Consider the following 25,134-nt stretch of genomic DNA (forward strand, 5'->3'; position numbering starts at 1 on the left):
TTTTGTCATTCTATGCTATTTATAGGTCTACAAATTCTATATATTGTTACTAATTTCTTGAATTACCCACTCTTTTAAATCGTCTTCCCAAGTAGTATAAGTTTTATAAAATTGCTCCTTATCGTACCAATATAAAAACAAAACATCTTTAGCAGAAACATTAATTAAAAGCTTCCAAATTAAATCTTGATGATTTGTATCTAATGATGAATGTGGTTTATGTAAAGCTTCATAGAATTTTAAATCTATTATATCTGCAATTTTAAACTCGTTGCTAACCTCAAGTTTTTCCAGATAGCGTTCTACTCCCATTACTCGTTTTCTGTCTTCAATAGAAAGTTTATTTAAATAACTTTTAGTTAAAACATTATCGTTTAAAATAGCTTTAATTGAATGTTGCGACTCTTTAATGGTCTCGGCAAAAACAAACTTTTTAATACGTTCGTAACGTTCCGTTTTAACAATCAACTCAAGATCGCACTCAATAATAACATGATCTCTTAATTTATCCATTAATTCAGGTTGCGAAATATGATAAATCAACACATCGTGAGTAGTGTCTTTAATGGCTTGTTTATGCCATTTTTTATCCTCGAAAACCACTATTTCTTTAATAAAATCTCTAAGTACATAAACACCTCCAAAGGCTTTTGTGTAAAAAGAACTTGTAGTATACTGAACCTCATGCAAATCTAAATCTCGATGTCTTAAGTCTCCATATTTTTTAGCCGATTCAAGTAATTCTAGATGAATAGATTCATCTATAAAATTATTGCCTTGCTTAAATTTATGAATAAGTTCTAATTGTTCTTTTTTAACTTTATCTAAATTATCAATTAAATGAAAATTGATATTTACAACATTATATTTTAAAACATCTAAAGGCTCGTAAAACGCATCAATATTTTGATCGAAATCAATACAAATAGCGCTGTCCCTAGTAATATTATTAATTTTTGCTTCGTGAGTTTTAAACACCTGTAGCATCATTTCACGATCGAACGTATGAAACGGTACATAAACAGGTTTTCCTTTTTGTAAAGGTGAAATAATAATGGCATGCGGATTTGCTTCACCATTATTTAAATAATGTAATTTCTTTTTTTCTTCAGCAATTTCTGGGCTCCAACCTATTCCATCTATAGAAAACGACGTTAATTTGGTTGGCATAAAACCAAGTTTTACCAAACATTTATTATAACGCTCTACTAATTTGCCACTTATAGGAATAAGTTCGCTTCTGTATAAATTTGCTTGTTTTAGTTTTTGCATCTTGTTTCCGCAAAAGCGGTAATCTTTAATTTTATTTCATTGAGATTCTTAGTCCTTAAACTGAGAATAGAATATTAATTATACTAGATTATTAATCTGTGCATATTGTAATAATATTATGGTTTTTGCATCATTAATTTCTCCAGTTTCAATTTTTTGCAATGCCGCTTTAAATGACATTTCTAAAATTTCAATATCTTCTTTCTCACTTTCAAGTCCGCCTCCTTCGTTAACTTTCATTCCTTCGGAATATTCCCCAACAAAATAATATAGTTTTTCGGTTAAAGCTCCAGGCGAAGAATAAGCTTCCATAACTTTTTTAACTTCTTTTAATCTGTAACCTGTTTCTTCTTCAACTTCTCTTATAACACAAGTTTCAGGATCGTCTTTATCTAACATCCCTGCACATGTTTCTATTATAAATCCAGTTTTATCTTCGTTTAAAAAAGCCGAAATTCTAAACTGTTTAACCAAAATTACAGTTTGTTTTTCTTTATTATATAATAGAATTGTAGCTCCGTCTCCTCTATTATACGACTCTCTTTTTTTACTAACCCAATTACCAGCTGTCATCTTATAATCGAAAGTTATTTCGCTTAAAGTTGCCCAACCTTTGTGGAGCGTTTTACTTACTCTATTTTTTATTCTATTTCCCAAAGCTTTCTCTTGCTTTTAAGTCTATATTCATTTGGTTTACTCTTGCATCTACTTTACGTTTAAAGTCGGTATCCGCAATAGTTGCAACGTTATCTAGGTAGCGTACAACTTCTTGTCTTCTTATATCTGAAAAGTTTAAACCTTTCATGTTTTGCTTCATTAATTCTTGAAGCATGTTGAATTTTGTTTCGTAATTCTGCTTGAAATAAATCTCTGGTTTATCGAACCAATCTTGTTCCAAATCGAAATCTGTTAAACGTAAAGAAATTGCAGACTGAATATTTCTAACATCTCTAGAAGAGAAGAATGGAAATATATTTTGAATCTCCTTATATAAACCTGCATAAAACAAGTGATTGTTTGTATTATGCAATTTCTCTGCTTTATCGTAAGCTTCTAAAACTCTAGCTTCACTTGGTTTTTCGACAGTATTTAAAATGTCTCCCATGTTTTTTGCTAAACCTTGATCTTTTAGGTATTCGTAATCTTTAGGGCTTGCCATATTAACGAAATCTGGCATTGTTTTATCCAGTTTTCTCCACCATATATGATCTTGATCTAAAAAATCGTGTTCCGATCTTGCGCCATCGATTTTAAAACGACCTTGTACACGAGAGATTACAGCTTTATCTAGCATTTCTGGTAAATTGGTAAATAATCCTATTGAACTATTTCCATAATTTACAGCATAAGCACCTTCTGTATAACGCAGAAAAACACCTATAACTTCTTTTACACCTGCCGATACTCCTTGCGATGTTCTTTCTTGTAAATTATTCTCTGCATCATCAATTGGTGCAAAAATTAATTTCGAAGGATCTTGCATTGGTTTCATCCATTCTACCATTTTCTCGGCACTTCCACCTTGAAACGTACTTATTAAAGTATCTGGCATGGGATGGAATAAAAACGGAATGTCTAAATTATCGGCATGTTCTTTTAATCGTGTAGCGATTGCTGCAATAAGCATACTTTTTCCTGTTCCAGGAATACCATAACCCATAAACACTGGCATAAAACCACCAAGTTCTTGAAACGGATTCTTTTTTGCCTCGAAATCGTAACTCAGCATACGTTCTGTTAAACGTCTTGCAAAATGCTTTGCATCTCTGTTACCAACAATTTGTTCAAACTGAATTTTGTTAAAGTCAATACTTTTTGCTGTTCCAGAAAACACATTATCCCAACCGGAAATAGCAAATTCACTGTTTTCTAATTTGTAAGTTCTATCTACAATGGTTTCGGTATACTCTAAACTACTTTTACGTAGTTGAATTTCGGCTATTAAAGCTTCAAAATAAACAACCGTAAAATCAATTACATCTTTATCTGTTTTAACAATATCTGGATGTCCTAAATATTTATCGTAATAAAATAAACTGCAAGCAATACCTTTTAAAGGTGTTATAAAAGACACTTCTGGCAAACCGGCAAATTTCTGTTTCATTACAGATAAATCGTCTGATGCTAAAGGCTTTAAATTATGAAGAATATTATATGCCATTGAAAACAACATGAATGCTGTAGACGTGTGCATTTTACTTTCGTATTCGCGCTTTCCGTTAGAATCTAATGCCGCTTTACGTTCGTTTAAGCTTGACAAACCTGAAGCATCGTAATAACTATCTTTTACCCAAATACCTAAAGCAATACCTTCTTGAACTGCAAAAAGTGTTTGATTTAAGTGTACAGGAATAGCAATAGAATCTGGTAACAGTCGCTTTTTTAAAGCTAATATGGTTTTAGAAACCGAAGTAATATCTGTAGCTCCACTTCCATTATTGGCACGAGACAAATACAGTAAAATAGATTCGTCTTTTACGTCTTTATCTTTATTCTTTGCTCTTGCTCCTTGTTCCCATTGTATACTTTTTAAATAACCACTTGCTTCGTCGCGAAGCATGCTTAATTCGTTTTGTTTTATTGGGAAAGTTGAGTTGTGTTCCATTTTTTTTAGTCTTCAGTATGCTATCTTCAGTATGCAGAGTTAATCTACTATACTTACTTTAAATTGCAATTAATCTTCTTTTTATAATTTAAAACCGTTAACAGTGGACTGCTAACTGTAAACTGTTTACTTTTTACTTCATTTTTAAATCTGCAACTTGAAAAGGTGGTTTTGCCAACTTATTCATAATCTCAGGATTTTTGTTGTATAATAATTGAATGATACGGTGTGGTGCAAATACATATTTTTGCTTGACAATATCACTCCATTTTTGCAAGGTTTGTTTAGAGAAATAACCGCCTTCTTTAAATTCGCTACCAGAGAATACTTCGTCTATTTTAAAGGATAAAGCGTAAGATTCTAATGGTACTTCTTTTTTAACAATGCTTTCTAAAATACTGTGTGTAAGTACATTTTCATCTTTTGCAAAAACGTTATGAAACGGTCCTAAATCGATACGTTTTATGTGCTTTGGTCTAACGTCTTTTAAACGCCTGTCTATTCCATAAGCCATAGTATCCAGTGCCATTTTTCTATCTGCTACATTTTTTAATGTCTCGTAAAGTTCTTCTTTTATGTTATCTAATTTTTTACCATCGTAATCGAAATACATAAAGCAAACAAATGGACGATTTAACGACACATCGTAAAAACTCCAACTTACCATATACTGGGCTTGGCTTCCTGCTTCTGCATTTATTATTTTACCTTGAACAAAACGGTTGAAAATGTATTTTTGTTCTACCGATGTGTAATATACTATTGATGCTGCTTGAAAGAGTTTATCGCGTTTTATTGGCTCTTTTTTGTGCATTAATTGCGTTAGAAATTCTTCTTGCAACTCACTTACATCTTTTAGCTTATTTAGGTAATTATCGCGTAATGATAAATCGTTATACAAATAACGAAACTCTAAATAGTTTGGAAAACCAGATTCGGTTACATCTACTTTCATATTATCCTCGTCGTCGTACATGTATTTTACACGCATGGCTTCTATGGAATACAATAATAAATCGCAGTATTGCTTAAAATAGGTCATTTCTTGCGGTGTACACAATTTGTTGAATTGCACACTTGTAATGAGCTCTTTTAAAGCGAAATCTACTTTTTTATGATAGAACACGTATTGTTCTTTACTGTCTAATACAGCAGAATCTAAAGGTGTTACTATGTGGTTTAATGACATCTTTTAAGTTAAAAGTGAAAAAATCTACTCAGCTTTATTACTCATTAGTATTTATTTGAGTAGGCGCGTTAAGGATTGAAGCGGCATCCTTTTGCTTTTTCAGCAAAAGATATAGCGGAAAGCCTGACCTACTTTTGCCATTAAAAGCAAAAGTAGGAAACGCTATCACTATTTTAACCTAATAAATCGTCGTCGCTAGAGTCTTCTTTTTTTGGTGCCGGAGCATCGTCTCCACTTCCTGAAGGTGCGTTTGCATCTGCTGCGTAAAAGTCTTCGAACATTTCTTTCATGTCGATGCCGTAACGCTCTGCAAAGTTCTTTTGGATATCACTATCTTTTGCTCTAATTTCTTGTAAAGCTTCGGCATAACTACCGTAAACACCTTGCATTACTTTTTCGTGCACTGGAATATTATCCATCATTTCTTGACGTGCTTTTGCACTTGCCGTATGCATAGATGCTAAAGTTTCTCCAATATGCTCATCGGTTTTAACACCTAAATGCTCTAAAATAGCTGCAAATTCTTGATCTGTTCTTGCTTTTAAAGCGACAACGTAACCATCATAATATTTAAGACGCTCGTCTGTATCACTCTTTAATTTTGCACGGTGCGTTTGTAAATTTGAACGTAAAGATGTTAATACTTTAATTGTTAAATTATGCTTGTGTACAAAACTATCTTTTGATGCTGCAAGTGTTGTGTATGCGTTTTTAAGCCCTTCTAATTCTTCTACTTTTTGTTCTAGTGTTGTTACTTTAGATAAGGCTTCTGAATAGTCTGCAGATTGCTTATCTGACACATCTTCTAATGCTTGGCGTGCTTGCTTTAATAAAGCATATTGCGCTTCTAACTTATCTTCTGTTTCTTTCTTTTTCTCTAAAGCTTTTGTATGGTTTTTAGAAGCTTCTACAATAGCATCTTTAAGCTTTTCTTCTACTTCTTTAATTTCTACTTCACGATTTTTTAAACGTGTTACTGCTGCTTGAGATTTATATGAAAGCTCACTTAATAATGTTTGTACATCTGCGCTTTCTATACGCTCTTGAAACATTGCTTTTGCTTTGTTATCTGCTCCTGCACGTACTTTTTCTTTGTCTTTTAAACCTTGTTCTGCTTTTGCTATTTTGCTTTTGCGTCCCCAAAGGTTATTCCACCATGTATCTGGTACTTTTTGGGCATCTTCTAATTCTATTTTGGCACGTTCTAATGCTTTTTGAGCATCGTCGATAACTTTTTGCTCTTCGGCATTAAGCGAAGAAAAACGCTCGAAAAGAATACCAACCTCATCTTGATAGTCTGTTAAATCTTTAATAGCATCTAAAAGCGTTGTTCTGTCTTTTTCTGCCATATCTACAACATCGTCTAATGTTGCGTTTAGAATTTTCTGACGACTTTCTGGATCGTCCTCTTGGGCAAGCTTAGATTTCATGGTATCTATTGCTTTTCCCCAATTAACATCTACTTTTTCGGTTTTCTCGTTTGAACTGGTTTCTAATAAGTCAAAATCATCAGACATAGGTTATGTATGGTTTTAAGGTTGTACGTAATATTCGCTAAGCAATTTCGTTAAAAAAAATTAACTTCTGAAACAAATTACTTACTTATATGTATTAACTTTTATTTAAATGTTACAATTATATTATCTGAAATAAAGAAATTATCTTTATCCCAAATAATAAATCAATTAAAATAAACATGAAAAACTACCTTATTATAGCTTTAATTATATGTATTTCAGCATGTAAAAATGATAAAACTAATAATGAATCAGAAATTTCTGAAGTAAAATTCACACCTATTGAGCACGCTACCATGATAATAGAATACCATGGTAAAACCATTTATATAGATCCTACTGGTGGTAAAGATGCTTTTAAAGGTTTACCAAAAGCAGATTTTGTTTTAATTACAGATATTCATAGTGATCATTTTCATTTAAACACTATTGAGTCTCTAGATTTAAGTAATGCTAAAATAATTGCACCAGAAGCTGTGTACGAATTACTACCTAAAGAACTTAGAGAAAATACAAATGCTCTTGTTAATGGTACTAAAGAAAATTATGAAACTTTTATTGTTGAAGCAGTACCTATGTATAATTTAAGAGAAGAAGCCTTAAAATTTCATCCTAAAGGTAGAGGGAATGGATATGTTTTAACTTTTGGAAAAGAGCGTATTTATATTTCTGGTGATACTGAAGATATACCAGAAATGCGTGAATTAAAAAATATAGACAAGGCTTTTATTTGCATGAACTTGCCTTACACTATGACTGTTGAAAGTGCTGCAAATGCTGTATTATCTTTTAAACCTAAACAAGTTTACCCATACCATTACCGTGGCACTGAAGGCCTTAGTGATATAGCCCTTTTTAAAGAAATAGTTAATAATGAAACAAAAGATATTGAGGTTGTACAATTAGATTGGTACCCAAATGCTAGTAACAGGTAATTAGATATTTACTATATTTGTTATAACCCAAATAAATTATTACTATAAACCGCCATGATTAGTATAATATTACCTATTGTTATTTTTACTGTATTTACTCTTTTATTTATTGTACCACTTTTAAAACAAAAGATAAAACTTTTTAAAGATTTAAAAGCTCTTGAAGACCAAGATAAAAAACTTAAAGAAATGACGAGTAAACAAAATATGGATAATAAGTATATTGACTTTACAGATGGCCATTTATACCAATAAAATAATTTAAGCATAAAAAAAGATGCAATGACTATTATCTTCTTTTTTTATGCAATATATTAAAGTTATTATCTAACCAATTTTTTATACTTAATACGTTTTGGCATTAAATCTCCACCAAGACGTTTTTTCTTATTCTCTTCGTATTCTGAATATCCTCCTTCAAAGAAGTATACTTCTGAGTTTCCTTCGAATGCTAAAATGTGCGTACAAATTCTATCTAAAAACCATCTGTCGTGAGAAATAACTACAGCACAACCTGCGAAGTTTTCTAAACCTTCTTCTAAGGCTCTTAGTGTGTTTACATCTAAATCGTTGGTAGGCTCATCTAAAAGCAGCACGTTACCTTCTTCTTTAAGTGTCATTGCTAAGTGTAAACGGTTACGCTCACCACCAGACAACATACTTACTTTTTTATTTTGCTCACTTCCAGAGAAATTAAAACGACTTAAATACGCTCTTGAATTTACTTCTTTTCCTCCCATTAATATTAACTCTTGCTCGTCGCTAAAGTTTTGCCAAATGGTTTTATCTAAATCGATGTTACTATGGGCTTGATCTACATATGCAATTCTAGCAGTTTCCCCTACTTTAAATTCACCTTTATCTGGCTTCTCTTCGCCCATTATCATTCTAAAAATAGTAGTTTTACCAGCACCGTTTGGTCCTACTACACCTACTATTCCTGCTTGTGGCAAGTTGAAGTTTAAATCTTCGTAAAGTAATTTATCCCCAAAGGCTTTACTTACACCGGAAGCTTCAATTACATTGGTTCCTAAACGTGGTCCGTTTGGAATGTATATTTCTAGTTTTTCGTCAAGTTGTTTTTGATCTTGACTCATTAACTTATCGTAATTCTTTAAACGCGCTTTCTGCTTTGTTTGTCTTCCTTTTGCTCCTTGCTTAACCCATTCTAACTCACGTTCTAATGTTTTTTGACGCTTAGATGCTGTTTTAGACTCTTGTGCCATACGAGTTGACTTTTGGTCTAACCAAGAAGAATAATTTCCTTCCCATGGAATACCAACACCTCTATCTAATTCTAATATCCAACCTGCAATATTATCTAAGAAATACCTATCGTGTGTTACAGCAATTACAGTTCCCTTATATTGTGCTAAGTGCATCTCTAACCAATGTACAGATTCTGCATCTAAGTGATTGGTAGGCTCATCTAATAATAATACGTCTGGTTCTTGCAATAATAAACGACATAAAGCAACGCGACGCTTTTCACCACCAGAAAGTACACCAATTTTCTTATCACCTTCTGGAGTACGTAACGCATCCATTGCAATTTCTAATTTAGTATCTAACTCCCAAGCACCAGCGGCATCTATCTCATCTTGTAAGACCGCTTGACGTGCCATTAATTTATCCATCTTGTCTGCATCAGAATAGACTTCTTCTAAACCAAACATGTCGTTAATTTTATTGTACTCCTCAAGTATTGCAACTGTAGCTGCAGCACCTTCTTTTACAACTTCTAAAACTGTTTTTTCAGGATCTAATTGAGGTTCTTGCTCTAAGTAACCTGTTGTAAATTCTTTATCTGAAGTTAAATCTCCTTGAAAGTTTTTATCTATTCCAGCTATAATTTTTAATAAAGTAGATTTACCCGAACCGTTAAGACCTAAGATTCCAATTTTTGCTCCGTAATAGAAACTTAAATAGATGTTTTTTAATACTGGTGTATTTGCCGACTTGAACGTTTTTGTAACGCCAGCCATTGAAAATATAATTTTTTTATCGTCAGACATATAATTTATGTGTATTGATTTATTTGTTTTTATTCTTGTTAAGTTAACTACTTAAACCTTTTATTACGACTTGATTAAATCAAATCACTCGTTGCCTAGCTTTATACTCTTCCTTTTAAAGCATTAAAAACCCATGCAATAGCAAAGAAGCCAATACCTACCGATGCAAATCCCCAACCAGCGACATCGTCGTATCTAAAAGCACCTAAGGCTATTAATGCTAAACCTACTATTATCATAATTGTGGTAGCCCATGCTAACACAGTATTTTTATTCATTGCCATAATTGTATTGTTTTTTAAGCGAAATACAAATATCGTTTATTTTAGAAAAATATACCGCTTATATTCTAGTGTTTTTTTTACACTAATGATATCCAATATTTTAAAGCTTATATAAAAAGCTAAAGATTAGAGTCTCAAATTCTATCTTATAATCCAATAATGGAAACTTTACATGTAATTTTAGAATTTCTAAATTAACTTTTTATTAGTAAACTTAATAGTGATTAACATTTATTTAGCTACTACTTTTGTTGTTTCTATTTTAATTCACAAAAAACAAATTTTAATGAATAAAGCTTTACTATCTCTAGCTATTGGCGGTTTTGGAATTGGCCTTACGGAATTTGTTATTATGGGAATTTTACCAGATGTTGCTACTGCTTTTAATGTTAGCATTCCTGTAGCTGGACACTTTATATCTGCCTATGCATTAGGAGTTGTTGTTGGTGCTCCTACCCTAACTGGTTTTGGAAGTAAGTTTCCTGCAAATAAAGTGCTATTAGGCTTAATGCTTTGGTTTACCGTATTTAATACTTTATCTGCTTTTGCCACTGACTATAATTCTTTTATTATATTAAGGTTTTTATCTGGTTTACCACATGGAGCATTTTTTGGAATTGGAGCAATTGTAGCAAGTAAACTTTCTAAACCAGGAAAAGAAGCACAAGGAATTGCTATTATGTTTAGTGGTTTATCCTTTGCAAATCTTTTAGGTGTGCCATTTGGTACTTATTTAGGTAAGAATTTTAATTGGAATGTTTCCTTTTTAATGGTAGGTGCTGTTGGTGTAATTGCAGTTTTAAGTGTAAAGTTTTGGATGCCTTTATTAAAAAACTCTTCGGAAAATAGTTTTATTAGTGAATTTAAAATTTTTAAACGCTTAGAACTTTGGTTAATTATTTTACTTACAACAGTTGGAACTGGTGGTTTTTTTGCTTGGTACAGCTACATTGCTCCTTTAATAACAGATGTTGCTGGACATCCAAGTAGTATGGTAACTTACGCTATGACCTTGGCAGGTTTAGGAATGGTTATTGGTAATTTTATAGGAGCTAAATTGGCACAAAAATTCTCGCCGCTTTATGCTGTAACGATAGTTCTTTTTGTAATGTCGATATTCTTAATTATAAATACATTTCTAGCTACAAATAAAATATTGATTTTAGTAATGACATTTATTATAGGTGCTGCATCCTTTTCTATATCTACACCAATACAATTACTAATTATAAATTCATCTAAAGGATCTGAAGCTTTAGGCTCTTCGCTAAATCAAAGTGCTTTTAATATAGGAAATGCTAGTGGTGCTTACTTTGCTGGTATACCAATTGCAATGGGACTTGGTTATACCTCTGCAGATTGGGTTGGAGCTGCTATGGCAGGAATAGGTGTGTTTATTGCAATAATTATTATTTTAATAAGAAAATCTAAATAAAAGAAGCACTTTTAGAAGTGCTTCTTTTATTACTCTACTAAAAAAGCATGGGTACTTCAATAAAGAGTATTTGAGATTCTTTATTGGCTTTAATTGTAAAACGGTCTCCTTCACTTACACCTATAGCATCACGTGTGTTCAAAATTTCTGAGTTTACTTCAACTTCACCATTAATATTTAATATGTATACACCGTGGTTTTCACTTTTAATATTGTAAATAAACTGCTCTCCTTTACTCAATTCTATTGTAGAGATTATAGCATCTTGATTAATTTTTAGGCTTCCTTCTAAATCTTCATCTATAGATGATACTAAAATTTGTAGTTTATTCTTTCTATCTTTTATTTCAAAATTTTTCTGATCGTATCTAGGTGAAACATTTTGCTTATTTGGTATAATCCATATTTGAAATAAACTTAAATGTTCTCGTTCCGAACCATTAATTTCTGAATGTTCTACACCTGTACCTGCCGACATTATTTGTACTTCTCCAGGTAATACTTGTTGCCATTCTTTATGCCTAATATTATCTCTATGCTTTAGTATGCCTTTTAATGGAATAGTAATAATTTCCATATTATTATGAGGATGTGTGGCAAATCCCATTTTTGGAGCAATAACATCATCATTTAATACTCGTAACGCACCAAAATGCATTTTCATTGGATCGTGAAAATTTGCGAAACTAAAAGAATGATTTGCCTGTAACCAATCATGATCCGCAAACCCTCTAGAATCTGCTTTATGTACAACTGTCTTCATTTTATATTATAATTTTAACTTTTAATAAAATATAAGGATAGAGTTCAATCTATTTTTCACCTTACTTTATCTAATAAATTACTTAGCTGCAAAGCCTCTTCATCTGTTAAATTTTTAAGTAATATACTATCCCACTTCTCATCAATTTCACCTAATAATTTTAATCCTTTTTCTGCTATAATAATATTTACAACTCTTCTATCGTCTTTACTAGGTATTCTATCTATAAAGTGTTTTGAACACAATTTATCCATTAGTCTAGTTACGTTGGGAGAACGTTGGACCATTCTATTTTTAACGGTTTGTACACTAATTGGATCCTTTGCTCCTCTTAGTATTCTTAAAATATTATATTGTTGCGATGAGATGTTATATGGCTTAAAGAATTCTAATTGTTTACCATTAATCCAACTCGCTGTATATAAAATATTTATATATGCCTTTAAATCGTTTGATGCAAAAGTCGATTCTATTTCTTTTGAAATATCTCCCATTATAAACTCTCTTTAAAGATATTAATAGCTTGAGTTAATGTTTTATTTAGAGTTTCATCTTTAATACCTTTTTCTGAAAAATTATCATTAAATGAAGGTAAAGAAAAAGTTGCAACTACATTAGCATCATGTCTTGGGAATCTATCTTTTGCTATTTCTAAAACAGACTGACCACCTCTTCCTCCAGGAGATGTTGCCATTAAAAGCATTGGTTTGTTTTGCCATAATTTATTATCAATACGAGATAACCAATCTAAAAGATTTTTAAAAACTGTCGTGTAAGCTCCGTTATGTTCTGCTAACGATAAAATAACACCATCCGTAGATTTAATGTGTTCTAAAAAAACTTCTGCAGCTTTTGGAATACCTTCCTCATTCTCTAAATCTATACCATAAATAGGTAAATTAAAATCGTTAAGATCCAAGACTGTTAACTTAGCTTCTTCTATTAATGAACCGGCATAAATTGCTAATTGTTTATTTATAGAAACCTTACTGTTACTTCCTGCAAATACTAAAATGTTTTTCATAAAAAAATATTATATCTCAAATATAAATAAATAGTTTCCATAGAATATAATACCAGGGAATTTAATAAATTATTAACTATTATTTTTATGATAGTTTCAAAGTGAAAATGATATTAAACTTTGTATTTTAGCTTAAAAATTATTTTAATGGATATCGACTTCAATAAAAACGAAGATTATAATAAATTACTATTATCTGATTTGCGTAACCGCTTTGCTCAAGTAAAATTAGGAGGTGGACAAAAACGTATTGATAAACATCACGAAAAAGGTAAACTTACCGCAAGAGAACGTATTGATTATCTTTTAGATAAAAAACGTAAAAGTATTGAAATTGGTGCTTTTGTAGGTGACGGTATGTATGAAGAACATGGCGGATGTCCTTCTGGAGGTGTTGTAATTAAAATGGGTTATGTAAGCGGCAAACAATGTATTGTTGTTGCAAATGATGCTACAGTAAAAGCTGGTGCATGGTTTCCTATTACAGGAAAGAAGAATTTACGTGCTCAAGAAATTGCAATTGAAAACAAACTTCCAATAATTTACTTAGTAGATAGTGCTGGTGTTTATTTACCATTACAAGATGAAATATTCCCGGATAAAGAACATTTTGGTCGTATTTTTAGAAATAACGCTATAATGAGTAGTATGGGTATTACCCAAATAGCTGCTGTTATGGGAAGTTGTGTTGCTGGTGGTGCATATTTACCAATTATGAGTGACGAAGCTTTAATTGTTGATAAAACAGGAAGTATTTTTCTTGCAGGTAGTTACTTAGTAAAAGCGGCTATTGGTGAGACTATAGATAATGAAACTCTTGGTGGTGCAACTACACATTGCGAGGTATCTGGTGTTACAGATTACAAAGCTAAAGACGATAAAGATGCCTTAGATACTATTAAGCGATTAATAGATAAAATTGGCGATTACGATAAAGCAGGCTTTAATAGAGTTGAAGCTAAAAAACCTAAAGAGAATCCAGAAGATATTTATGGTATTCTTCCAAAATCTAGAGCAGACCAATATAATATGCTTGATATTATTTCTAGATTAGTAGATGATGGAGAATACGACGAATACAAAAAAGGATACGGACAAACCATTATTACTGCTTATGCAAGAATAGATGGTTGGGCTGTTGGTATTGTAGCCAACCAAAGAAAGTTAGTAAAAACCAAGAGTGGTGAAATGCAATTTGGCGGTGTTATTTATAATGATAGCGCAGATAAAGCAACTCGTTTTATAGCTAATTGTAACCAAAAGAAAATTCCTTTAGTATTCTTACAAGATGTTACTGGTTTTATGGTTGGTAGTAAGAGTGAGCATGGTGGTATAATTAAGGATGGAGCAAAAATGGTGAATGCAGTTAGTAACTCTGTAGTTCCGAAATTTACTATTATTATTGGAAATAGTTATGGAGCTGGAAATTATGCTATGTGCGGTAAAGCTTATGATCCAAGATTAATTGTAGCTTGGCCAAGTGCTGAATTAGCAGTTATGAGTGGAAATAGTGCTGCTAAAGTATTATTACAAATTGAGAAAGCTTCATTATTGAAAAAAGGAGAAAAAATCACTCCTGAGAAAGAAGAAGAACTATTCTCTAAAATTAAAAATAGATATGATAACCAGGTATCACCGTACTATGCCGCTTCTCGTTTATGGACAGATGCCATTATAGATCCTTTAGATACTAGAACTTGGATTTCTATGGGTATTGAAGCTGCAAATCATGCACCTATAGAGAAGCCTTTTAATATGGGTGTTTTACAGGTTTAAATCTAACAGAAATAAAAATTACATACATAAAAAAAGGAATGCTGTACGCATTCCTTTTTTGGTTTTTAAACCTTTTCTAAATAGCTTTATTATTATTTATATGCACTGAATAAAGTATTCCTTTCTTCTTTTAAATATTTACCAACTATTAATAAATCCTAATACAAAAAAAACCACTTATAAGTGGTTTTTTTGTTTGTAACATATGTCTTTAATTCTTTCTATAAACCATATTTAGCTTTAAGCGCTTTAGCTTTTTCGCTCTCACCAACAACACTATAAATGTTAGATAAAGTTCTAGCAAAGTCTGCACTTTCTAATTTAGTATCTAATTTTATTACAGACTCTAAATAAGGTATAGCTTTTTGATAAACGCCACCACGGTCTTTTTGTAATTGGTCGTAGATTTTATTATCTGCGTTTGAATTTGTTAAAACGTTCATTTTTTTAACTATCTCAGCATCTTCTTCTAAAATTAATGCAGAAATATTCTTTAATGCATTAATATAATTAGGATCAATTTCAATAACTTTCTTGTAATACATTTCTGCATCAGCTTTATTTTCAGCCTGATTAGAAATCACTCCTAAATTGTAAATCAAATCGGTGTTATTAGGATCATTAGCAATTGCTTCTTTAATAAGCTTACCATATTCTAATTCGTTACCTAATTTTAACTGCACATTTGCTTCTGTAACAATTAAATCACTGTTAGAAGGATCAGCAATTCTTGCTTCTTTAATAGACTCTAAAGCTTTTTCATTCTCACCTTGATTTAAATAAATCGAAGTAATTTGACCATAGATTTCTCCAACTTTAGATTTTGTTTCTCTCTCTCCTGGTTTAATATGTGTTTTAGCTTTAACATATAAATCACGTGTACCTTTATCGAATACTTCTTCTTCACCAGTTTCCTTGTTTACAGCAAAGTATTCTGTTGTAATACCTGTATAACCTAACTCTTTTAAAGCTGTATAGTGATTAAGAGCTGAATCGAAATCTTTACCTAACACAGAACTAACTGCTGCATAATATAAGTAAGATTGATCTTCAGGAACCAATTTATATAACATTGAAAACAAACTTGCTGCTTGTGTATACTTACCGCCTGTATAAAAACTATTTCCTTTTACCAATAATTCATTCTGTACAAATTTTTTGGTTTCGGCTAAATCGCTTACATATTTTTGATCAACTTTATTTAAATCGTTGAAAGCCGTATCAAAATCTGCAACATTACCAGCTCCATTAGCATATAATGCTTTAGCTCTATTGTAGTAAAATTTAGACTTCATCTTATCATCCATGCTACCAAGCATAGATTCTAATGTTACTGCTGCTGCTTTAGCCTCAGCAAAGTTGTTATTTTTAACAGCTTTTTCTAAAACCTTTAACTCTTTCTTTTGTCCAAAAGAGAATAGAGTTACAAGTAAAGCTAGTGTAAATATTAATTGTTTTTTCATTAGTTTAAGTTTTTATATTCCTGACCGGAATTAAGTTTTAAAATTATTTACTCCTCTTCTTCGGTAGAATCAACAGTCGTGCCATTTTCAGAATCACTAGTCTTTTCAACACCTTCAGGAATTATTATGTTTCCATCTTCGTCTAATTCTATTTCATCTTCTTCATGCATTACTTTTGCAACTGCTGCAATAGAATCTTTACCTTTTAGATTAATAAGCTTTACACCTTGTGTTGCTCTACCCATAACACGTAAATCGGCTACTGCCATTCTAATAGCAATACCAGATTTATTAATGATCATTAAATCATCTTCATCTGTTACATTCTTAATAGATACCAGGTTACCTGTTTTTTCTGTTATAGAAATAGTTTTCACTCCTTTTCCTCCACGGTTAGTAATTCTATAGTCTTCTAAACTAGAACGTTTTCCATAACCATTTTCTGAAACCACAAGAATGTTGCTTTCCATGTCATCCACAGCAATCATACCAATTACCTCATCGGTTTTTTCATCTTGTAATCTAATACCTCTTACACCAGAAGCTCCACGACCCATTGGTCTTGTTTTAGCTTCTTCGAATCTAATGGCTTTACCAGATTTTAATGCTAACATCACTTGGCTTTCACCAGTTGTTAATTTAGCTTCTAATAAAACATCGTCTTCTTTAATTGTAATGGCGTTAATACCATTAGTTCTTGGTCTAGAATATTGCTCTAAAGAAGTCTTTTTAACTTGACCTTTTTTAGTAGCCATAATTACATAATGACTATTTACATACTCTTCATCTTTTAAATCTTGAGTACAAATAAACGCCATTACTTTGTCGTCTTGCTCAATATTTATAAGGTTTTGAATTGCTCTACCTTTAGACGTTTTACTTCCTTCTGGAATTTCGTAAACACGCATCCAGAAACATTTTCCTTTTTGTGTGAAGAATAACATGTATTGGTGGTTTGTACCAACAAATAAATGCTCTAAGAAATCTTCGTTACGTGTAGTCGAAGCTTTTTGTCCAACTCCTCCTCTATTTTGTGTCTTATACTCAGATAAAGAAGTACGTTTAATATAACCTGCATGAGAAATAGTAATCACTACTTTCTCATCTGGAATCATATCTTCAATACTTAAATCTCCACCAGCATATTCAATTACAGAACGACGATCATCTCCATATTTATCGCGAATAACAATTAACTCCTCCTTAATAATAGACATTCTACGCGCTTCATCACCTAAAATATCTTTAAGGTCTTCAATCGTTTTCATGATCTCTTCGTATTCATTACGAAGTTTATCTTGTTCTAGTCCTGTTAATTGACGCAGACGCATCTCTACGATTGCTTTCGCTTGTATTTCTGAAAGCTTAAAACGTTCAATTAAATTATTTCTAGCTTCGTCTCCGTTAGAAGATGCTCTAATAATTTTTATTACTTCATCGATGTTATCAGAAGCAATAATTAAACCTTCTAATATGTGTGCACGTTCTTCGGCTTTACGTAATTCGTATTTTGTACGTCTTACAACAACCTCATGTCTATGCTCTACAAAGTATTGAATTAATTCTTTTAAATTCAATAACTGTGGACGTCCTTTTACTAATGCAATATTATTTACACTAAAAGACGATTGTAATGCTGTGTATTTGTATAATTTATTTAAAACAATATTAGGTATAGCATCACGCTTTAAAACGTAAACAATACGCATACCATTTCTATCAGACTCATCTCTAATAGTAGAAATCCCTTCTAATTTTTTATCGTTTATTAAGTCGGCAGTCTTTTTAATCATGTCTGCCTTATTCACTTGGTAAGGAATTTCTGTTACAATAACACATTCTCTACCTTGAACCTCCTCGATATTAGCATTAGCTCGCATGACAATTCGTCCACGACCTGTATGAAATGCTTCCTTTACACCATCGTAACCATATATTGTTCCACCTGTTGGAAAATCTGGTGCTTTAATGTGTGTAATTAATTCATCAATTTCAATATCATTATTATCAATGTATGCTATTGTACCATCTACAACTTCTGTTAAATTGTGAGGCGGCATATTTGTTGCCATACCTACTGCAATACCAGAAGCTCCATTTACTAGTAAACCTGGAATACGTGTTGGAAGAACTGTTGGCTCTTCTAAAGTATCATCAAAGTTTAATTTATGATCTACAGTTTCTTTATCAATATCTGCAAGCATATCCTCAGATATCTTACGCATTCTTGCTTCTGTATAACGCATTGCTGCTGGACTATCTCCATCTACAGACCCAAAGTTACCTTGTCCATCGACCAACATATAACGTAAACTCCATTCTTGAGCCATACGTACCATTGCATCGTAAACAGAAGTATCTCCATGTGGGTGGTACTTACCTAAAACTTCACCAACAATTCTTGCAGATTTTTTATGTGCACTGTTTGCTCTAACACCCAGTTCATGCATACCATAAAGTACACGTCTATGTACTGGTTTTAAACCATCTCTTACGTCTGGTAAAGCACGTGACACAATGACTGACATTGAATAATCAATGTAAGCCGATTTCATTTCATCTTCAATATTAATTGGAATCACTTTTTCGCCTTCTGCCATATATAATCTTAATTAAATTTTTATAGTTGTTTCGTAACGCGCTAATATAATTATTTCATTAGTAACAGTAAGTCTTTATCCCTACTTTTTGAGACTTTTTATTAACAATTCGTATACCCTTTATCGTTAATAACTATCTTGTTAATTGTTTTGATTTTTTAAACATTTTTTTGTCTATTAGCGTAGAATACTATCTATTATTTGAAATCACTAAATAAAACGTCCTTTTTCTCTTTCTATTTAACAAAAAAAAGAAACCATAATTAAAGCTATGCTTTACTTTCTTACTTAAATATAAAAAAAATCATCTTTTATTTTAACATAATTTTAAATAAGAAATAGAATATCGTAATATTTAAGGTATAGTTTTTGCCATTGATGTTATGATTCACTAAATTTATTGACGAAAGGAATAACTATATGGATGATAATTTTTCACCAAGAGTAAAAGATGTAATAGCTTACAGTAAAGAGGAAGCACTTCGCTTAGGTCATGATTTTATTGGTACCGAACATCTTATGCTTGGATTATTAAGAGATGGAAACGGAAAAGCAATAAATATATTAAATGCCTTAGATATTGATTTAAATCATTTAAGACGAAAAGTCGAAATTTTAAGCCCTGCGAATCCTAATGTTACCATTACTTCTAACGACAAAAAGAACTTGCACCTAACTAGGCAAGCAGAACGCGCTTTAAAAACTACTTTTTTAGAAGCAAAACTTTTTCAAAGCACTTCTATTAACACAGCACATTTGCTGTTATGTATTTTAAGAAATGAAAACGATCCAACAACTAAGCTTTTAAATAAGTTAAAAGTGGATTACGATAATGTAAAAGAACAATTTAAGTCTATGATCACAAACGACGATAGTAATTATATAGAGCCTAAATCGGAATCTTTTCAAGATGATGATTCTAAAGGAAATGAAGGCAACGAGTCTAAAGACATATTTAATACACCTACGGGAAAAAGCAACAAAAAGTCTAAAACACCTGTTTTAGACAACTTCGGTAGAGATCTTACTGCTATGGCAGAAGAAGGAAAACTAGATCCTGTGGTTGGACGTGAGAAAGAAATTGAGCGTGTATCTCAAATCTTATCTCGTAGAAAAAAGAACAATCCATTACTTATTGGAGAACCTGGTGTTGGTAAAAGTGCCATTGCCGAAGGTTTAGCTAATAGAATTGTTAAACGTAAAGTCTCTCGTATTCTTTTTGGAAAACGCGTTGTTACTTTAGACTTAGCGAGTTTAGTTGCTGGAACAAAGTACAGAGGACAGTTTGAAGAGCGCATGAAAGCCGTTATGAACGAGCTTGAAAAAAATGATGATGTTATTTTGTTTATAGACGAAATACACACTATTGTTGGTGCTGGTGGAGCAACAGGAAGCCTTGATGCGTCTAATATGTTTAAGCCTGCTTTAGCAAGAGGCGAAATACAATGTATTGGTGCCACAACTTTAGATGAATACAGACAATACATAGAAAAAGATGGTGCTTTAGAGCGTCGTTTTCAAAAAGTAATTGTCGAACCAACTACTGTTGATGAAACTATAGAAATATTAAACAATATTAAAGGTAAATACGAAGAACATCACAATGTCGAGTACACACAAGAAGCTATTGAAGCTTGTGTAAAACTTACTAATAGATACATGACAGAGCGTTTTCTTCCAGACAAAGCTATTGATGCTTTAGATGAAGCAGGTTCTCGTGTACACATTACTAATATCGATGTACCTAAGCAAATTATTGAGCTTGAGAAAAAGCTTGAAGAAGTTAAAGAAACTAAGAACTCTGTTGTTAAAAAACAGAAGTACGAAGAAGCTGCACGTTTACGTGACGATGAGAAGCGTTTAGAAAAAGAGTTATCTATTGCCCAAGAAAAATGGGAAGAAGATACCAAACTAAATAAAGAAATAGTTTCTGAAGATAATGTTGCGGATGTTGTTTCTATGATGACAGGAATTCCTGTAAATAGAATTGCACAAAAAGAAAGCAACAAATTAGCAGAGCTACCAGAGCTTATTAACGGAAAAGTTATAGGTCAAGATGAAGCTGTTGCAAAGGTTGTAAAAGCCATACAGAGAAATCGTGCTGGACTTAAGGATCCAAATAAGCCAATTGGCTCATTTATATTTTTAGGACAAACAGGTGTTGGTAAAACACAATTAGCCAAAGTATTATCTCGTGAGTTATTTGATAGTGAAGAATCACTTATTAGAATAGACATGAGTGAGTATATGGAGAAATTTGCAATCTCACGTTTAGTTGGTGCACCTCCAGGATACGTTGGTTACGAAGAAGGTGGACAGCTTACAGAAAAAGTAAGACGCAAACCTTATGCTGTTGTACTTTTAGATGAAATTGAAAAAGCTCATCCAGATGTTTTTAACATGCTTTTACAAGTATTGGATGATGGTTATTTAACCGATTCTCTTGGTAGAAAAATTGATTTTAGAAATACCATAATTATTATGACTTCTAATATCGGAGCTCGTAAATTAAAAGATTTCGGTACAGGAATTGGTTTTGGTACTGCATCTCAAAAATCTCAAGAAGATGCTAATGCACGTGCTGTAATACAAAATGCTTTAAAGAAATCTTTTGCACCAGAATTTTTAAATAGAATTGATGATGTTGTTGTATTTAATGCTCTAGAAAAAGAGGATATTCATAAAATTATAGATTTAGAACTTGATAAACTACTATTAAGAATTAAAGACCTTGGTTACGAATTAGAATTAACTGACACTGCTAAAGATTACATTGCAGAAAAAGGTTTCGATAAACAGTATGGAGCAAGACCTTTAAAAAGAGCTATCCAAAAATATGTTGAAGATGCTTTAGCTGAAGAAATAATTACTTCTAATGTAAGTGAAGGAGATAAAATTATTATGGATTTAGATTCTAAAACTGATGAAATAACAATTAAAATAGAAAAGACAGAAAAGTCTACAGAATCTTAAAATAATATCACTTTAGATATAGAGGTTATTTAATATTCTTAAATAACCTCTTTTTTTTGTATATTAAGATTAGATAAAATTGGCATGACAGAACAAGCACACATAGACATTGGCGTAGGCTACATAACAATACACGAAAATTATTTAGTTGTAATAATAAATAAAGACGAAACTGTTACAATAGAAACTAATAAAATATTATTAGACCTAGTCGATCTTTTTTACCAGAATAAAAATTTCGTTTACATTAGTAATCGTAAAAATTCTTACGCGGTAAACCCTACCGTTTATTTTGAAACTAAGCAAATAAAAAACCTAATTGGTTTTGCTGTTGTCTCTCAAAAAGAAATCACCAAGAATAACGCATTAATAGAAAAACTTTTTGTCGAAAAGCCCTTTAAAATATTTAAAGAACTTAACGAAGCAAAATCATGGGCAAACTTACTTGTCTTAGAAAACAAAAAAGTTAACTATTAGTTAACTTTTTTTTGTTTTAATTAAATAAAGGGTAACAATATTGAGCTACTTGATTGTAAATAATTAACCATTATTTACACCATAATTATTCAAAAACAACTCTTCTATTTCTACATCAACATCATTTAAAAACTGAATTGAAGCTTCAATATCATCATGTAAAACACGATCTTTTTCCACAAATGACACCTCTTTTCTGTACTGCTCTAAAAATGATTCTAAAAAAGGAGATGTTTTTAATGGGCTTCTAAATGCTATGGCTTGACTAGCATTCATTAATTCTATAGCAATTACGCGTTCTACGTTTTTAATCAGTCTATAAGCCTGTGTTGCCGCATTTGCTCCCATACTAACATGGTCTTCTTGCCCATTACTAGACACAATACTATCTACACTTGCTGGTGTTGCTAATTGTTTATTAGCACTTACAATACTAGCTGCTGTATACTGAGGTATCATAAAACCAGAATTTAAACCTGGATTATCTACCAAAAATGCTGGTAAGCCTCTTAAGCCTGAAACTAATTGGAATACACGACGTTCAGAAATGTTACCAATTTCTGCCATCGCAATTTTTAAATAATCTAATGCTAAAGCTAAGGGTTGCCCATGGAAATTTCCGCCAGAAATAATTAAATCTTCTTCAGGAAAAATATTAGGATTATCTGTAACCGAATTAATCTCAGTTAAAATAACACGTTCAACAAAATCTAAAGTATCTTTTGTTGCACCGTGCACTTGAGGAATACATCTAAAAGAATAAGGATCTTGAACATGTTCCTTTTCTCTTGTAATTAGTTCACTTCCTTTTAGAAACTCATTAAAACGTCTAGCCACTTTTAATTGTCCCGGATGAGGACGTACTTGGTGAACTAAATCATGAAAAGGTTCTATTCTACCATCAAAAGCATCTAAACTAATACTAGCAATTACATCTGCCAAATAAGATGTTTTATGAGACATTAATAATAAATATACACCATAAGCACTCATAAATTGTGTTCCGTTTAAAAGCGCTAAACCTTCTTTTGCTTCTAATCTTATCGGTTCCCAACCAAATTTTTCAAGTATTTCGCTGGCATTAAATTCTTCTTTATCATGTACTACTTTTCCTTTTCCTATTAACGGCAAAGCTAAATGCGCTAAAGGCGCTAAATCACCGGAAGCACCAAGAGAACCTTGTGTAAACACAAACGGAAACACATCGTTATTAAAAAAGTCTATCAATCTGTTTACAGTAGCTAATTGTACACCACTATGTCCATAACTTAAAGATTGTATTTTTAAAAGCAACATCACTTTTACAACACTTTCTGGAACACGATCTCCTGTTCCACAAGCGTGAGACATTACAAGATTTTCCTGTAACTTTGTTAAATCGTTCTTAGAAATTTCTACATTATATAAAGAACCAAAACCGGTATTAATACCGTAAAATGGTTTATCGGCTTCACTTAATTTCTTATCTAAATACGTTTTACACGTATTAATTTTATCTATAGACTCTTTAGAAAGCTTTAGCTTTTTCTTGTCCTTAAAAATATTGTAAATTGTTACAATGTCAAGTTTTTCTGAAGATATATAATGGAATGTGCTCATGGTTTGTTTTATGTGTATCAAAAATCATCATTCAAAACAAGCTGTGCAAGTATTGTTAATAATTTATCAAAATGATTTAAATTAATATTTATAACTTATTTTTGATACAAATTTAATATCAAAAAAAATGAAGAAATTATTATTAGGCTTATCTGTATTAGCAGTTGTAGCTTGTAAAGAAGAAGCTCCTAAAGACTACGTTACCTTTTCTGGTAAAATTGAAAACCAAAGTAGTGACTCTTTATTCGTATACCAAGGAAGAGCATTTTCTAAAACGATTAAAATTGCTCAAGATGGTACGTTTAGTGATACTTTAAAAGTTACTACTGGAATGTATGGTGTTTATGATGGTAATGAATCTACTAACATTTTTCTAAAAAATGGTTATGATTTAAAATTAGAATTAGATACTAAAGAATTTGATGAGTCATTAAAATTCACAGGTGAAGGCGCAGATGCTAACAACTATTTAGTTAAAAAAGCAGTCATGCAAGAAAACTTAATAGAGCCAAGTCTTTTTGATTTAGAAGAAGCAGAATTCAATGCTAAAGTAGTTGACCTTGAAAAAGAAATGTACACGTTTTTAAACGATAACACTAAAGGATTAGACTCTACACTTATTGCTAATGAAAAAGCACAGATTACTCAATTTAAACCAGGAATTACTGGAGCTTATAAACAACAACAAGGAAGAGCTGCACAATTTGCTTCATATGTAGGACAGCCTTCTCCTGATTTTAATTTTGAAAATGTTAAAGGCGGAAAAACAGCTTTAGCAGATTTAAAAGGTAAATATGTTTATATAGATGTTTGGGCAACCTGGTGCGGACCTTGTCTTAGAGAAATTCCTTCATTAAAAAAAGTTGAAAAAGATTTCCATGGTAAAAACATTGAATTTGTAAGCCTTTCTGTAGATGACGGTAGAGGATTTAAAGGAGATGTAGCTGCAGCTAAAGAGGGCTGGAAGAAAATGATAGCCGAAAAGGAATTAGGTGGCATTCAAATAATATCTGACAAAGGTTGGAAATCTGAATTCGTACAAGGATTCAAAATTAATGGTATTCCTCGTTTTATCTTAATCGATCCAGCTGGAAATATTGTTAATGCTGATGCTCCAAGACCTTCAAGTCCTAAATTAAGAGAAATTTTAAATGGATTAGATAATATCTAATTTTTAAAATAGAGTATAAAAAAAACCGAGCAACAT

General features: G+C 31.7%; 20 protein-coding genes. 7 read left to right on the forward strand and 13 right to left on the reverse strand.

Translation table 11 applies throughout. The features are described 5' to 3' along the window. Positions 1-36: 36 nt before the first annotated feature. The 5 genes from ASC41_RS14390 to ASC41_RS14410 all read right to left on the reverse strand — a co-directional run bounded on the left by ASC41_RS14390 (position 37) and on the right by ASC41_RS14410 (position 6,583). Complete coding sequence (locus ASC41_RS14390) at positions 37-1,272, reverse strand: DUF6638 family protein (protein WP_055437345.1); 1,236 nt, start codon at positions 1,270-1,272, stop codon at positions 37-39. Between the two features lie 78 nt (positions 1,273-1,350). Further along, positions 1,351-1,929 (reverse strand): NUDIX domain-containing protein, encoded by a 579-nt coding sequence (locus ASC41_RS14395; RefSeq protein ID WP_055437346.1) that lies wholly within the window; start codon positions 1,927-1,929, stop codon positions 1,351-1,353. Then, positions 1,919-3,877, reverse strand: coding sequence for an AAA family ATPase (locus tag ASC41_RS14400; protein ID WP_055437347.1), 1,959 nt, complete (start codon positions 3,875-3,877; stop codon positions 1,919-1,921). The genes ASC41_RS14395 and ASC41_RS14400 overlap by 11 nt, the downstream gene beginning before the upstream one ends. Before the next feature lie 133 nt (positions 3,878-4,010). Next, positions 4,011-5,066 (reverse strand): hypothetical protein, encoded by a 1,056-nt coding sequence (locus tag ASC41_RS14405; RefSeq protein ID WP_055437348.1) that lies wholly within the window; start codon positions 5,064-5,066, stop codon positions 4,011-4,013. Positions 5,067-5,239: 173 nt separating this feature from the next. Further along, a complete protein-coding gene (locus ASC41_RS14410) occupies positions 5,240-6,583 on the reverse strand; it encodes a coiled-coil domain-containing protein (protein WP_055437349.1) in 1,344 nt (447 codons plus the stop codon). 179 nt (positions 6,584-6,762) lie between these two features. On the opposite strand from ASC41_RS14410, the gene ASC41_RS14415 reads away from it, so the two are divergent. After that, a complete protein-coding gene (locus ASC41_RS14415; RefSeq protein ID WP_055437350.1) occupies positions 6,763-7,518 on the forward strand; it encodes an MBL fold metallo-hydrolase in 756 nt (251 codons plus the stop codon). A 54-nt stretch (positions 7,519-7,572) separates the two neighbouring features. Beyond that, complete coding sequence (locus tag ASC41_RS14420) at positions 7,573-7,773, forward strand: hypothetical protein (RefSeq protein ID WP_055437351.1); 201 nt, start codon at positions 7,573-7,575, stop codon at positions 7,771-7,773. 68 nt (positions 7,774-7,841) lie between these two features. Here the strand turns inward: ASC41_RS14420 and ettA are convergent, their stop codons facing one another. After that, positions 7,842-9,533: an energy-dependent translational throttle protein EttA gene (gene ettA, locus ASC41_RS14425; protein ID WP_055437352.1), complete on the reverse strand. Its 1,692-nt coding sequence runs from the start codon at positions 9,531-9,533 to the stop codon at positions 7,842-7,844. Positions 9,534-9,634: 101 nt separating this feature from the next. Further along, positions 9,635-9,817: a CAL67264 family membrane protein gene (locus tag ASC41_RS14430; RefSeq protein WP_027878875.1), complete on the reverse strand. Its 183-nt coding sequence runs from the start codon at positions 9,815-9,817 to the stop codon at positions 9,635-9,637. Positions 9,818-10,103: 286 nt separating this feature from the next. Between ASC41_RS14430 and ASC41_RS14435 the strand changes: the two genes are divergently transcribed. Beyond that, on the forward strand, positions 10,104-11,252 hold the full coding sequence (locus ASC41_RS14435; protein WP_055437423.1) for an MFS transporter: 1,149 nt from the start codon (positions 10,104-10,106) through the stop codon (positions 11,250-11,252). Between the two features lie 37 nt (positions 11,253-11,289). Here the strand turns inward: ASC41_RS14435 and ASC41_RS14440 are convergent, their stop codons facing one another. From ASC41_RS14440 to ASC41_RS14450, 3 genes are read right to left on the reverse strand one after another with little or no spacing between them, the layout of a single operon-like run. Continuing rightward, positions 11,290-12,015, reverse strand: coding sequence for a pirin family protein (locus ASC41_RS14440; RefSeq protein WP_055437353.1), 726 nt, complete (start codon positions 12,013-12,015; stop codon positions 11,290-11,292). Between the two features lie 56 nt (positions 12,016-12,071). Further along, a complete protein-coding gene (locus tag ASC41_RS14445) occupies positions 12,072-12,509 on the reverse strand; it encodes a MarR family winged helix-turn-helix transcriptional regulator (protein ID WP_055437354.1) in 438 nt (145 codons plus the stop codon). Further along, positions 12,509-13,039, reverse strand: a complete 531-nt coding sequence (locus ASC41_RS14450) for an NADPH-dependent FMN reductase (RefSeq protein WP_055437355.1) — start codon at positions 13,037-13,039, stop codon at positions 12,509-12,511. Before ASC41_RS14450 ends, ASC41_RS14445 begins: the two co-directional genes overlap by 1 nt. 147 nt (positions 13,040-13,186) lie before the next feature. Between ASC41_RS14450 and ASC41_RS14455 the strand changes: the two genes are divergently transcribed. Then, complete coding sequence (locus ASC41_RS14455) at positions 13,187-14,815, forward strand: acyl-CoA carboxylase subunit beta (RefSeq protein ID WP_055437356.1); 1,629 nt, start codon at positions 13,187-13,189, stop codon at positions 14,813-14,815. A gap of 221 nt (positions 14,816-15,036) precedes the next feature. Here ASC41_RS14455 and ASC41_RS14460 read toward each other — a convergent pair whose 3' ends face one another. Then, positions 15,037-16,278: a tetratricopeptide repeat protein gene (locus ASC41_RS14460; protein WP_055437357.1), complete on the reverse strand. Its 1,242-nt coding sequence runs from the start codon at positions 16,276-16,278 to the stop codon at positions 15,037-15,039. Between the two features lie 47 nt (positions 16,279-16,325). Continuing rightward, positions 16,326-18,878, reverse strand: a complete 2,553-nt coding sequence (gene gyrA / locus ASC41_RS14465; protein ID WP_055437358.1) for a DNA gyrase subunit A — start codon at positions 18,876-18,878, stop codon at positions 16,326-16,328. A 420-nt stretch (positions 18,879-19,298) separates the two neighbouring features. Here gyrA and ASC41_RS14470 point away from each other — a divergent pair, with 420 nt between their 5' ends. Together ASC41_RS14470 and ASC41_RS14475 are read left to right on the forward strand one after the other, a co-directional pair. Further along, the gene (locus ASC41_RS14470) at positions 19,299-21,851 is read left to right on the forward strand and encodes an ATP-dependent Clp protease ATP-binding subunit (protein ID WP_055437359.1); all 2,553 of its coding nucleotides are present in this window, start codon (positions 19,299-19,301) and stop codon (positions 21,849-21,851) included. 84 nt (positions 21,852-21,935) lie between these two features. Then, positions 21,936-22,328, forward strand: a complete 393-nt coding sequence (locus tag ASC41_RS14475) for an STAS/SEC14 domain-containing protein (RefSeq protein ID WP_055437360.1) — start codon at positions 21,936-21,938, stop codon at positions 22,326-22,328. Between the two features lie 63 nt (positions 22,329-22,391). Here the strand turns inward: ASC41_RS14475 and hutH are convergent, their stop codons facing one another. Continuing rightward, positions 22,392-23,927 (reverse strand): histidine ammonia-lyase, encoded by a 1,536-nt coding sequence (gene hutH / locus ASC41_RS14480; RefSeq protein WP_055437361.1) that lies wholly within the window; start codon positions 23,925-23,927, stop codon positions 22,392-22,394. A gap of 127 nt (positions 23,928-24,054) precedes the next feature. On the opposite strand from hutH, the gene ASC41_RS14485 reads away from it, so the two are divergent. Then, positions 24,055-25,098 (forward strand): TlpA family protein disulfide reductase, encoded by a 1,044-nt coding sequence (locus ASC41_RS14485; protein ID WP_055437362.1) that lies wholly within the window; start codon positions 24,055-24,057, stop codon positions 25,096-25,098. Positions 25,099-25,134 lie beyond the last annotated feature (36 nt).

Source organism: Lacinutrix algicola (assembly GCF_001418085.1).
Classification (GTDB): domain Bacteria; phylum Bacteroidota; class Bacteroidia; order Flavobacteriales; family Flavobacteriaceae; genus Lacinutrix; species Lacinutrix algicola.